10 protein-coding genes and 2 riboswitches are annotated in these 12,114 nt (G+C 63.1%); all 10 genes read right to left on the minus strand.

From position 1 onward, the window contains the following. Positions 1–1,653 carry an aminomethyl-transferring glycine dehydrogenase subunit GcvPB gene (gene gcvPB, locus E3U23_RS01685; RefSeq protein WP_279349445.1) on the minus strand — a complete coding sequence of 551 codons (1,653 nt, stop codon included), beginning with the start codon at positions 1,651–1,653 and terminating at the stop codon, positions 1–3. Next, positions 1,650–3,011 carry an aminomethyl-transferring glycine dehydrogenase subunit GcvPA gene (gene gcvPA, locus E3U23_RS01690; RefSeq protein ID WP_279349446.1) on the minus strand — a complete coding sequence of 454 codons (1,362 nt, stop codon included), beginning with the start codon at positions 3,009–3,011 and terminating at the stop codon, positions 1,650–1,652. Before gcvPA ends, gcvPB begins: the two co-directional genes overlap by 4 nt. Positions 3,012–3,050: 39 nt before the next feature. Then, entirely contained in the window at positions 3,051–3,443 is a 393-nt protein-coding gene (locus tag E3U23_RS01695) for a RidA family protein (protein ID WP_279349447.1), read from the minus strand. 13 nt (positions 3,444–3,456) lie between these two features. Beyond that, entirely contained in the window at positions 3,457–3,828 is a 372-nt protein-coding gene (gene gcvH / locus E3U23_RS01700) for a glycine cleavage system protein GcvH (RefSeq protein WP_279349448.1), read from the minus strand. A gap of 4 nt (positions 3,829–3,832) precedes the next feature. Then, the gene (gene gcvT, locus E3U23_RS01705; RefSeq protein ID WP_279349449.1) at positions 3,833–5,005 is read right to left on the minus strand and encodes a glycine cleavage system aminomethyltransferase GcvT; all 1,173 of its coding nucleotides are present in this window, start codon (positions 5,003–5,005) and stop codon (positions 3,833–3,835) included. A 53-nt stretch (positions 5,006–5,058) separates the two neighbouring features. Beyond that, a riboswitch (glycine riboswitch) is annotated at positions 5,059–5,167 on the minus strand. After that, positions 5,168–5,258, minus strand: a riboswitch (glycine riboswitch). A gap of 76 nt (positions 5,259–5,334) precedes the next feature. Continuing rightward, entirely contained in the window at positions 5,335–6,273 is a 939-nt protein-coding gene (locus E3U23_RS01710; RefSeq protein WP_279349450.1) for a sulfite exporter TauE/SafE family protein, read from the minus strand. Next, complete coding sequence (gene metH, locus E3U23_RS01715; RefSeq protein ID WP_279349451.1) at positions 6,249–8,855, minus strand: methionine synthase; 2,607 nt, start codon at positions 8,853–8,855, stop codon at positions 6,249–6,251. Before metH ends, E3U23_RS01710 begins: the two co-directional genes overlap by 25 nt. A gap of 96 nt (positions 8,856–8,951) precedes the next feature. Next, the gene (locus E3U23_RS01720; RefSeq protein WP_279349452.1) at positions 8,952–9,992 is read right to left on the minus strand and encodes a homocysteine S-methyltransferase family protein; all 1,041 of its coding nucleotides are present in this window, start codon (positions 9,990–9,992) and stop codon (positions 8,952–8,954) included. A gap of 3 nt (positions 9,993–9,995) precedes the next feature. Next, entirely contained in the window at positions 9,996–10,916 is a 921-nt protein-coding gene (gene metF / locus E3U23_RS01725) for a methylenetetrahydrofolate reductase [NAD(P)H] (RefSeq protein ID WP_279349453.1), read from the minus strand. Then, on the minus strand, positions 10,913–11,884 hold the full coding sequence (locus E3U23_RS01730) for an ArsR/SmtB family transcription factor (RefSeq protein ID WP_279349454.1): 972 nt from the start codon (positions 11,882–11,884) through the stop codon (positions 10,913–10,915). The genes metF and E3U23_RS01730 overlap by 4 nt, the downstream gene beginning before the upstream one ends. Positions 11,885–12,114 lie beyond the last annotated feature (230 nt).

Below are 12,114 nucleotides of genomic sequence, written 5' to 3' on the forward strand. Positions count from 1 at the left end.
CTAGCGCCCTCCGACCTCGCTCGGCGCTGCGGGCCCGCCAGGCGGCGAAGGTTCCTTCCACGCCAGCACCGGCTTTCTTGCAGCTTGCGTTTCGTCCAGCCGTCGGCGCGGGGCGTAATAGGGCGAAGCCTTAAGGCTTTCGTCCCCCGCCTTCGCCCGTTCGGCAACGCTGCGCAGCGCGGCGATAAACTGGTCTAGCCCGGCCTTGCTCTCAGTCTCAGTCGGTTCGACTAGCATCGCGCCGTGCACCACCAGCGGGAAGTACATTGTCATCGGGTGGAAACCTTCGTCGATCAAACCCTTGGCGAGATCGAGCGTGCTCATCCCCTCGCCGAAGCCCTTATCGCTGAACAGCGCCTCGTGCATGCATGGCCCGCTGGGGCCGAACGGCGCATCGAGCACTTCGTCCAGACTGCGCAGAACGTAATTCGCGTTGAGCACCGCATCTTCCGCAACCTGCTTCAGCCCGTCCGCCCCATGGCTTAGGATGTAGGTCAGCGCGCGAGTGAACATTCCCATCTGTCCGTGGAACGCCGTCATCCGACCGAAGGCGCGCGGATGCTCGAACTCGTCCGCATTCTCCTCCTCGACGAGGTGGACGACGCCGTCGCCATCGCGGGCGGTGTAGGGCAGTGGACCGAAGGGCGCGAGCGCTTCGGACAGAACCACCGGCCCCGACCCCGGACCGCCGCCGCCATGCGGGGTTGAGAAGGTCTTGTGCAGATTAATGTGCATCGCATCCACGCCGAGGTCGCCGGGGCGCACCTTACCGACGATGGCGTTGAAATTCGCGCCGTCGCAATAGACGAAGCCGCCTGCCGCATGCACCGCGTCGGAGATCGCTTTCATATCGCGTTCGAACAGGCCGCAGGTGTTCGGGTTGGTGATCATCACCCCCGCCACATCCGGGCCGAGGCGCTGTTTCAACGCTTCGAGGTCGACGCGGCCTTCGGCAGTCGCCGGAATGTCTTCGACTTCGTAGCCGGCGAAAGCGGCGGTGGCAGGATTAGTGCCGTGCGCGCTTTCGGGCACGAGGATGACCTTGCGCGCATCGCCGCGCGCTTCGAGCGCGGCGCGGATGCACAGGATACCGCACAGCTCTCCATGCGCGCCCGCCTTGGGGCTCATCGCGACGCCGTGCATCCCGGTCAACTTAAGCAGCCAATGCGCCAACTCGTTCATAACCTCGAGCGCGCCGCGCACCGTATCGACAGGCTGAAGCGGATGGACGTCGGCGAAACCGGGCATCCGCGCGACCTTCTCGTTGAGGCGCGGATTGTGCTTCATCGTGCAGCTGCCGAGCGGAAACAATCCAAGATCGATGGCATAATTCTGGCGGCTGAGGCGCGTGTAATGGCGCACGGTTTCCGGTTCGGTCAGACCGGGCAGGCCGATCTCGCCCTTGCGCGCATGGCTGCCGAGGCGGCTAGGCACGTTCTGCGTCGGCTTCGCAGGCTGTTCGACACCTGCGAGATCGAGATTGCCGGCGAATTCGAAATCCACGCCGGTGGTCTCGGTCGTGCCGATCTCGAAGATCAGCGGCTCTTCCAGCATCAACGCGCGGTTGCCGGTGACGGTGGCCGGCCCTTCATGGACGCCTTCATGCCCAACGGGGCTTTCCGGCTTCCAGCCCGATTTGTTGGGAGCGTTCATGTCAGCGTCTCCTCGAGTGCGGCCGCGAGGGTTTCGATATCCTGCTCGCTTGTCGTTTCGGTGACCGCGACAACGAGGCCGTCGGCCAGTTCCTCGCGGTTGGGATAGAGGCGGCCCAGCGAGACGCCAGCAAGCACCCCGTCATCGGCGAGACGGCGCACCACGGCGCGCGCATCCTGCCCCAGCCGCACGGTAAATTCGTTGAAGAAGCTCTCATTCAGCACCGTAACGCCGGGCACCTGTGCCAACCGGTCCGCGGCGAGGCAGGCCAGACGGTGGTTCTCCGCCGCCAGCGCGCGCAGCCCCTTCTCGCCTAGCAGTGTCATGTGGACGCTGAACGCCAGAGCACACAGCCCGCTATTGGTGCAGATATTGCTCGTCGCCTTCTCGCGCCGGATATGCTGCTCGCGCGTGGACAGCGTGAGGACGAAGCCGCGCTTGCCCTCCGCATCGACCGTCTCGCCGCACAGCCGGCCAGGCATCTGGCGCACATGCTTCTCGTTCGTCACCGCGAACAGACCGAGATACGGCCCACCGAATTGCAGGCCGACGCCGATCGCCTGCCCCTCACCCACCACGATGTCCGCGCCGAGATTGCCCGGTGCCTCGATTGCGCCAAGCGCCACCGGCTCGGTATTTGCGACAATAAGCAACGCACCCTTATCGTGCGCGGCGTCGGCGATTTTCTGCAGGTCCGGAAGGCGGCCAAGGATGTCGGGATATTGCACGACGACGCAGGACATATCGTCGGTCATCTGCGCGATCAGCGCGTCTTCGTCGTACTGCGCTTCGAGCCGGGGCCAGTCGCTCGCGATATCGTCGCCGGTGAACTTCGCCATCGTTTCCACAACGTTGACGTAATGCGGATGCAGCCCACGGCTGAGCAGGGCGCGGCGCTTCTTGGTGATGCGGCCCGCCATGCTGATCGCTTCCCAGCAGGCGGTGGAGCCGTCATACATGCTCGCATTCGCCACCGCGCAGCCATAGAGGCGCGCGACCTGGCTCTGAAACTCGAACAGCATCTGCAACGTGCCCTGCGCGATTTCCGGCTGGTAGGGCGTGTAGGCGGTGAGGAACTCGCCGCGCTGGATGATGTGATCGACCGATGCCGGCACATGGTGGCGATAGGCCCCCGCACCGAGGAAGAACGCCGCATCCGCGGCCGCAAGGTTCTTCTTGCTGAGCCGCCGCATGTGTTTCTCGACCGCCATTTCGGACGCATGCATCGGCAGACCCTCGATCGGGCCGGACAGCCGCGCCTCTTCGGGCACGTCGGCAAACAGCGCGTCGATGTCGGATGCACCGATCGTCTCGAGCATCGCCGAACGGTCGGTATCGGTCAGGGGGAGATAACGCATGGGTGTTTCCTAGCTTCGCGGTTCACTGCGACCGCGGATCTAACTCGGTATGCGAGCGGTAACCTTGATCTCGAATACGAAACCGGAAAGCCATGTCACCCCGACGAGGGTCGCATTGGGGTAAGGCTTGTCGCCGTAATACTCCCCGATAACGGGCATGACAGCTTCCAAATTTGCCTCCGGGTCCACCACGAAGGCTGTTACGTCGACGACATCGGCAAACGAAGCTCCGGCTGCTTCAAGAACCGCTTCCAAATTCTCAAAAGCAAGTTTGGTTTGCCTGGCTACATCGGGCTCTGGCGAACCGTCCTTGCGCGCTCCTACTTGTCCTGAAACGAACAGAAATTCGCCGGATTTGATCGCCGGGGAGTAACGATGTTCGTCAAACAGCGCGTGCGGATCGGCAGGATAGATCGCTTCTGGTTTGCCCATTTGTCGGATTTCCTCAAAGCCCGTCGACGAAGCTCTTGTATTTCGCCTCGTCCATCAGGCCATCGAGCTGGCTCTTGTCGGCGACGGTCATCCTGAAGAACCAGCCCTCGCCTTCTGGGTCCGAGTTTACCAGCGCCGGGTCGTCTTCGAGTGCGGCGTTGGCTTCGGTCACCTCGCCGCTGATCGGGGCGTAGACGTCGCTCGCCGCCTTGACGCTTTCGACCACTGCGGCATCACCGCCCTTTTCCAGTGTCTTGCCGCTGTCGGGCAGTTCGACGAACACGATGTCGCCCAACTGGCCTTGCGCATAATCGGTGATGCCGACGGTGGCGGTGTCGCCGTCCAGCTCGATCCATTCGTGTTCGTCGGTGAAATAGCGGGCCATCGTGTCACTTCCCTCTGTGATAGCGGTGGGGGACGAAGGGCAGCGTCGCGACCTTCGCCGGTAGTCTCTTGTTACGAACCTCGACCTCGAGCTCGGTTCCCGGTTCGGCCTGCGCCTTGGCGACATAGCCCATCGCGATAGGGTGGCCGAGCGTGGGCGAGAAGCCGCCACTGGTGATGCGGCCGACTTCTTCGGCACCGGCGAACACCTTGGCGCCTTCGCGCGCGGGCAGGCGGCCTTCGAAGACAAGGCCGACGCGGCGGTTCTTCGTCCCGCCGCGCAGGGCGGCGCTGACATATTCGTGGCCCTTGTAGCCACCGCTCTCGCGCCGGGTCTTGGTAAGCGCGAAAGTCAAGTCGGCACTAACAGGGTCGATCTCGGCAGTAAGGTCGTGGCCGTATAGCGGAAGGCCGGCCTCGAGGCGCAGAGAGTCCCGCGCGCCCAGCCCCACCGGGCGCACCTCGATCTCGGCGCAGAGGCGGTTGCACAGCGTCTCGACATGCTCGTTCGGCAGCGAGATTTCGAACCCGTCCTCGCCGGTATAGCCTGCGCGCGTGATGCGCAGCGGCCATTCGCCGAAATCGTGGCAGACGCTTTCCATGAACACCATGTCGTCGATCACGTTGCGCATCACGCGATTGAGAGCGGTTGCGGCGTTCGGCCCCTGCAAGGCGATCAGCGCGTGATCGTCCATGTGGGTGAGCGTGATCTCATCCGGCAGATGCTCGCGCATCCAGGCGATGTCGTCCCACTTGGTCGCCCCGTTGACGACGATGTAATAGGCCGGATCGCCCCAATGGCCTTCGGTGCCCGCTTCCTCGTCCGCCTCGATCCATTCGGTGGCATTGGTGACCATCAAGTCGTCGAGGATGCCGCCCTCATCGTTCAGCAACAGCGAATAGCGTACCTTGCCGGGCTTCAACGAGGCAATCGCACCGGGCAGCAGCTTTTCCAGCTCGGCGGCGACGTTCTCGCCCCGCACCATCAATTGGCCCATGTGACTGACGTCGAACAGGCCGGCCTGCTCGCGCGTCCAGTCATGCTCGGTAACGATGCCTTCGTACTGGATAGGCATATGATAACCTGCGAATGGGACCATCCGCGCGCCCTTGCGCCGATGCCACGCATCCAGCGGGAGCGTTTCGATCTCTTGGGGTGTGTCGGTATCGTCGCTCAAAGCCCGTCCTTACAGTAAAGCATGGCAACGCCCGTAAAGGCGCCGTTACAACCCATGCCCCCTCTGTCGGAGAACCTGAGAGACTGACCTCGCGCAAGGGCGCGGGGCTTACCCCTTCGGTGGCGCCGACCCGCGTGGTCGGAGCGCTTTCCAGAGTGTCGATGAACGCGCACGGTCCATGCTGCCTGAGAGTTTCCGGGGCGGTTGCTCCTTCGGCGCCGCTGTTTCGAGCGGGCTCTCCCGTGCGCGCCCGCCTTAGAATCGCTTCCTTGGCCGACGCACAGTCCCTGCGCGAAGCGGCGGGTGCGGTCAATCGGGGAAGCGCGGTTTCAGGTGTTCAGCCACAACAAATAGCAGGCCGACAGTACGATCCACGCCCCGTCCAGCGTCTTCAGCCGCCGCGCGCCGAGCCACAGCGCGATCGGACGGGCGAGGAAGCCGCCCAACACCGCGCCCGGCGCAGCGAGCAGCACGACTTCCCATGCGATCGTGCCGGCCTCGACGTGCCAGACGCTCCCCGCGATCACGCTCACCGATGAGATCAGGCACGCCGCTCCTGTGCACAGCAGGACGGGATAGTGGCGGATAAAGAGATACAGCGCGACCAACTCGCCGATCCCGACCGAAAACAGTGCGGTGATCGCTCCGCCTGGAATAGCAAGGAGGAGAAGGACGGCAAGATCGCTTTTCGCCAGCCGCGCGTTTTCGGTCCGCTCGCGATTGACCGTCCATGTGGTAGCGATGAGCGAAAGGCCTAACAGGATCGAAAACGCCTTGTACGCCATCAGCACCGCATGCTGGCCGAACGCGGTCGCGCGCTGGGTCAGCAGCATGACGGGCAACGACAAGGCCAGCACCGCGCCGACGACGATAAAGAAATCGCGCGGGCTTACAGCGGCGTGCAGGGGTTCGGGCGGCGGCTGGTGGAACAGGCGATCGGTCCAGCGCAGCGCGCCCATCGTCATGCCGAAGCTCTGGATCGCCATCGAGACGCCGACAATCTGCAAGGGCTGCAAGTCCATCACTCGCCACTCGCGCAAGGCGTTGAACACCGGCACGAACACCACCCCGCCCCCTGTGCCCGAGGTATTGGCGATGATCGCGCCGATTACGCCGATGCCCGGCAGGAACCACACATCGCGCATCAGTGCCGGATCGAAGGGCGCGAGCATCCAGACCAGCACATAGGCCATCAGCAAGGCGCCTGCGCCCCATGCCGCCAATCGCCCGCGCGGCTCGGCGCTCAGTCGAGGTTGGGTCGCAGCCATCTCTCGGCGGTCGCCATATCGACGCCGCGCCGCCGTGCATAGTCTTCCACTTGGTCGCGCCCGATCCGCGCGACCCCGAAATAGGCGGCTTCCGGGTGGGCGAAATAAAAGCCGCTCACTGCCGCGGTCGGCAGCATGGCGAAGTTCTCGGTGAGTTCGAGACCGGCGTTCCCCGGCACATCGAGCAAGTCGAACAGGATCGGCTTGAGGCTGTGATCCGGGCATGCGGGATAACCCGGCGCAGGACGGATGCCGCGATATTCCTCTTTAATCAGCGCGGTATTGGTGAGCTGTTCGCCCGGCGCATAGCCCCACAGATCGGTTCGGACGTGCTGGTGCAGCCGTTCGGCAAAAGCCTCGGCGAAACGGTCGGCCAGCGATTTTAGGAGGATGTCGGAGTAATCGTCTTTGTCTGCGAGGAAAGCCTTCGAATGCGGTTCGATGCCATGAATGCCGACCGCGAAACCGCCCAGCCAATCGCCTGCCGGATCGATGAAATCGGCGAGACACATGTTGGCACGATCGCGGCTCTTCTTCACCTGCTGGCGCAGGAAAGGCAGCGCCACATGTCCGCTGTCGAGGTGCAACGTCACATCGTCACCATCGCGCGCACAGGGCCAAAAACCGCAGACGCCTTTCGCCCTCAGCCATTTCTCCGCGATGATTCGGTCGAGCATGGCATTGGCATCGGCGAACAATTGCTCCGCCGTCTCGCCGACCACTTCGTCCTTGAGGATGTTCGGGAAGGTTCCGTGCAGTTCCCACGCCCGGAAGAACGGCGTCCAGTCGATGTAGTCGCGCAGTTCCGCCAGGTCCCAATCGTCGAAGCTGTGGATGCCGGGCTTCAGCGGCGGGGCAGCCTTGTCGGACAGGAAGGCATCGTAGAAATTCGCGCGCGCTTCCTCGATCGACAGGAGAACGCTCTGTCCCTTGCCGGCCCGCGCATCGCGCACCTTCACATATTCGTCGGCCGTGGTGGTGACGAAGTCGTCGCGCTGGGTGTCGGACAGGAGACGGCTGACGACGCCCACCGCGCGGCTGGCGTCGAGCACGTGGATTACCGGCCCGTCATAGGCCGGATCGATGCGCAAAGCGGTGTGGACCTTGCTGGTTGTCGCCCCGCCGATCAGCAGCGGCATAGACATCTCGGCGCGCTTCATCTCCTCCGCCACCGTTACCATTTCGTCCAGCGACGGGGTGATGAGGCCGGACAATCCGATCATGTCGGCATCGTTCTCGTTCGCAGCCTGCAATATTTGCGACCACGGCACCATGACGCCGAGATCGATCACCTCGTAGCCGTTGCACTGTAATACCACGCCGACGATGTTCTTGCCGATATCGTGCACGTCGCCCTTCACCGTCGCCATCACGATCTTGCCCTTGGACTGGTTGGCGAGCCCGCTCTTCTCCTTCTCCGCCTCGATGAAGGGGATGAGATGCGCGACCGCCTTCTTCATTACGCGGGCGCTTTTGACCACCTGCGGCAGGAACATCTTCCCGCTGCCGAACAGGTCACCGACGACGTTCATGCCGTCCATCAGCGGCCCTTCGATCACCTCGATCGGGCGATTGTATTGCTGGCGCGCTTCTTCGGTATCGGCGACGACATGCGCGTCGATGCCCTTTACCAGCGCATGTTCCAACCGCCGGGTGACGTCCCAGCCGCGCCATTCCTCGGCCGCCTTCTCGTCGGCCGCGGACTTGCCCTTGTAGCTTTCGGCGAGGTCGATCAGACGCTCGGTGGCATCCGCACGGCGCATCAAGATCACGTCTTCGCATGCTTCGCGCAATTCCGGGTCGATCTGGTCGTACACATCGAGCTGACCGGCATTGACGATCGCCATGTCGAGCCCTGCGGGAATGGCGTGATAGAGGAACACCGAATGCATCGCGCGGCGCACGGTTTCGTTGCCGCGAAAACTGAAGCTGAGGTTGGAGAGCCCGCCGCTGGTCTTGGCGCGGGGGCAGCGCTGCTTGATCTCGGCCACCGCCTCGAGGAAGTCGAGGCCATAGCGGTTGTGCTCCTCGATGCCGGTTGCGACCGCGAAGATGTTGGGATCGAAGATGATGTCTTGCGCTGGAAAGCCGATGCCGGTGAGCAGGTCGTAGGCCCGCGCGCAGATTTCGACCTTGCGCTCTTTGGTGTCGGCTTGCCCCGTCTCGTCAAACGCCATCACGACCACTGCCGCGCCGTAATCCATGCAAATGCGCGCATGGTCGAGGAACTGCGTCTCGCCTTCCTTCATGCTGATCGAATTGACGATCGGCTTGCCGGATACGCATTTTAGCCCCGCCTCGATCACATGGAACTTCGAGCTGTCGATCATCACGGGCACCCGGGCGATATCGGGCTCGGCGGCGATGAGCTTGAGGAAGGTGGTCATCGCCTTTTCAGCGTCGAGCAGACCTTCGTCCATGTTGACATCGATCACCTGCGCGCCGTTCTCCACCTGGTCGCGCGCGACCTCGACGGCGGCTTCGTAATCGTCCGCCATGACCAGCTTCTTGAATCGGGCGGAGCCGGTGACATTGGTACGCTCGCCGATATTGACGAAGCGGGCGGTCGAAAGGTCTGACATTATGTATCCGTCATCCCGGCGAAAAATGGAATCTTATCCAAAGTGGCAGGACAGGGTTGAACGGTATCCCGGCGTTTGCTGGGACTGCGTGATTTATCACGCGGCAATGGTAAACGGCTCCAGCCCGGCGAGATGCATCTCGGTCTCCGCGTCCGGCACTTCGCGCGGCGTTATGCCCTCCACCGCCTGAGCCATCGCGGCGATATGCGCCGGCGTCGAACCACAGCAACCGCCAAGCGCGTTGACCCGGCCGTTCTCGGCCCACACCTTCGTCAACGCGGCGGTCGTCTCCGGCATCTCGTCGTATTCGCCGAGGTCGTTGGGCAGGCCGGCATTGGGATAGGCCATCAGATAGGTGTCCGCGATATCGGACAGCAATTGCACATGCGGGCGAAGCTGCTCCGCGCCGAAGCTGCAATTGAGACCGATGGTCAGGGGCCGAGCATGGCGTACCGTGTACCAGAACGCCTCGACCGTATGGCCCGAAAGGTTGCGACCCGAAAGGTCGGTGAGAGTGAGCGAAATCATCAGCGGAATATTCTGCTCCAACTCGCGCTCGAGCTGCTTCACCGCCATGATGGCAGCCTTGCAGTTCAGGGTATCGAACACCGTCTCGATCAGGATGAAATCCGCTCCGCCTTCCAGCAGCGCGGCGCACTGTTCGCGGTAGACCTCCACGATCTCGTCGAACGTCACCTCGCGGAAACCCGGGTCTTCGACATCGGGCGAGAGCGAAAGGGTCTTGTTCGTCGGCCCGACCGCGCCAGCCACGAAGCGCGGCACGCCATCGCCCCGCGCCTCGATTGCTTCACGGATGATGCGCGCGGCCGCGACATTGATTTCGCGCACCAGCCCTTCGGCCCCGTAATCGGCTTGGCTGATGCGGTTGGCGTTGAAGGTGTTGGTGGCGAGGATATGCGCGCCCGCATCAATATAGCTATCACAGATCGCGCGGATGACCTGCGGCTGCGTCAGATTGACGAGGTCGTTATTGCCCTTCTGCTCCTGCGCAAGGTCTGTTCCGGCGGCGTAATCTTCCGGCGAGAGGCCGGCGCGCTGGATCGCGGTGCCATAGGGCCCGTCCTTGATCAGGATGCGGCGCGTGGCGGCCGCTTCGAATTCTTCGCGTTTGGTCATGGATCAGGCCTTCGCTCGCACACCGAGCATATGGCAGATGGCATAGCTCAACTCGGCGCGGTTCAAGGTGTAGAAGTGAAATTGACGCACTCCGCCCGCATAGAGGCGGCGGCACAGTTCGGCGGCAATGGTGGCGGAGACGAGTTGGCGCGCTTCGGGCTTTTCGTCCAGCCCTTCGAACAGACCTTCCATCCAGTGCGGGATGGCGGTGCCGCACAGCCCGCTCATTTTCTGGACGGCGGCGAAGCTCATCACCGGCATGATGCCCGGCACGATCTCGCCTTCGATCCCGGCGGCGGCAGCCTTGTCGCGAAAGTCGAAAAAGCATTCCGGCTCGAAGAAGAACTGGGTGATCGCGCGGGTCGCCCCGGCGTCGAACTTGCGCTTCAAATTGTCGAGATCGGCCTGACGGTCACTACTGTCGGGATGCATCTCGGGATACGCGGCGACCGAGATGTCGAACGGCGCCACCTCCTTCAGTCCAGTAATCAGTTCAGCGGCATTGGCATAGCCATCGGGATGAGGCCGATAGCCCCGGTCGTGATCGCTCGGGTCTCCGCGCAGGGCAACGATATGGCGCACACCCTCGTCCCAATATTCCTGTGCGACCGCATTTACTTCCTCGCGCGTCGCATCAACGCAGGTAAGGTGCGCCGCAACCGGCATCGCGGTTTCCCCGACGATCCGCCGCACCGCTTCATGCGTACGCTCGCGGGTCGAGCCCCCCGCACCGTAGGTAACGGACACAAAACGGGGGCCGAGCGGCGCGAGCGTCTGCACGCTGTCCCACAGGGTCTCGGCCATCTTCTCGCTCTTGGGCGGAAAGAACTCGAAGCTTACTTCGATATCGCCGGGCACCTGGGCGAACATCGGAGCTTCCAGAGCACGCTGCGCCTCGCGCATCTGGTCGAGTGTGGGGCTCATGATACGGCCTTTCGTTCGGCGTCGCCCGCCGGTTGCTTCTCGGCAATCCAGATCTTCACGACCAATTGTCCCTCGTCCAGTGCAACGGGAGCGTTGCCTGAAAAGCCTGCTTGTTCGAGCAGATCTTGCATCTGATCGTCGGCGAACCCTAGTCGCGCATGGGCGTGCCGCTCCCGCAGTTCCTCGCGCTGGTGCGCGGCAAAATCGACGATCGCGATCCGCCCCCCGCCCGCCGTTACACGCGCCGCTTCGGCCAAAGCCGTCACCGGGCTTTGCGCGAAATGGAGGACCTGGTGGAACACCACGGTATCGAACGCGCCGTCGTCGAACGGAAGTTCGGTGAAATCGCCCTGTACAAGTTCGACCTGTTCGGGGGGCAAATGCTGAAGCCGGGCGCGCGCGACCCGCAGCATGGCGAGGCTTTTGTCGAGCGCGACGATGCGATTCGCATTGCGGGCGAACAGTTCGGCCATCCGGCCCGTGCCCGTCCCGATATCGAGCAGCCGGCCGAGCGAATTATCGCCGAGTTGCCGGGCGAGTTCGGCCTCGACCGCCTCGTCGGAGGAATGCATACGGCGCAGCTCGTCCCAATCGTCGGCATGCTCGGCGAAATAGCTTTGCGCGTGATGTTCGCGCCCCTCGCGGATTTCGGTAAGCTTGCGGCGATCGTTCCCGCATTGCCTGGCGAATTCGGAATCGTGCGTTTCGGCGAGCGCGAGGAGTTTTCCGATCTCGGCGGAAAGCGAACCTTGCTCGGCCGTGGCACGCAGGAATATCCAGCTGCCTTCGCGTCGCCGTTCCGCGAGGCCCGCCTCACACAGGATGCCGACATGGCGCGAAACGCGTGGCTGGCTTTGCCCCAGGGCTTGTGCAAGTTCGCCAACCGCCATTTCCATGGCCCCGAGCAGCCGCAGGATCCGAAGCCGGGTGGGATCGGCAAGGGCGCGGAAGAGGGTTTCGGTGCGCATCGCCCGATCGATATAAAGATATTTTTATATCTGTAAATCCGCGCCGTTACCGGGCGAAAAGCTTTTCTGCGCTTATGGTTACTTCGCGTTAACCATTTTCATCCAGATTCTTCTCTGACCGCAGCGGGACCCGCCCGCCCGGCATGCAACGATTGCGCCGACCACCGCGCGGCCATTCGAGGGAAGAACGCAGCATGGCACCGCACGCGATCGCCGTTTTTCCGACGTGG

This window comes from Erythrobacter litoralis (genome assembly GCF_029760855.1).
Classification (GTDB): Bacteria; Pseudomonadota; Alphaproteobacteria; order Sphingomonadales; family Sphingomonadaceae; genus Qipengyuania; species Qipengyuania litoralis_A.

What these genes read in the sequence shown, in the direction of transcription:
- gcvPB (WP_279349445.1), bottom strand. Translation starts at nt 1,653, where the DNA reads ATGAACGCTCCCAACAAATCGGGCTGGAAGCCGGAAAGCCCCGTTGGG.
- E3U23_RS01695 (WP_279349447.1), bottom strand. Translation starts at nt 3,443, where the DNA reads ATGGGCAAACCAGAAGCGATCTATCCTGCCGATCCGCACGCGCTGTTT.
- metF (WP_279349453.1), bottom strand. Translation starts at nt 10,916, where the DNA reads ATGAGCCCCACACTCGACCAGATGCGCGAGGCGCAGCGTGCTCTGGAA.
- gcvH (WP_279349448.1), bottom strand. Translation starts at nt 3,828, where the DNA reads ATGGCCCGCTATTTCACCGACGAACACGAATGGATCGAGCTGGACGGC.
- E3U23_RS01730 (WP_279349454.1), bottom strand. Translation starts at nt 11,884, where the DNA reads ATGCGCACCGAAACCCTCTTCCGCGCCCTTGCCGATCCCACCCGGCTT.
- metH (WP_279349451.1), bottom strand. Translation starts at nt 8,855, where the DNA reads ATGTCAGACCTTTCGACCGCCCGCTTCGTCAATATCGGCGAGCGTACC.
- E3U23_RS01720 (WP_279349452.1), bottom strand. Translation starts at nt 9,992, where the DNA reads ATGACCAAACGCGAAGAATTCGAAGCGGCCGCCACGCGCCGCATCCTG.
- E3U23_RS01710 (WP_279349450.1), bottom strand. Translation starts at nt 6,273, where the DNA reads ATGGCTGCGACCCAACCTCGACTGAGCGCCGAGCCGCGCGGGCGATTG.
- gcvPA (WP_279349446.1), bottom strand. Translation starts at nt 3,011, where the DNA reads ATGCGTTATCTCCCCCTGACCGATACCGACCGTTCGGCGATGCTCGAG.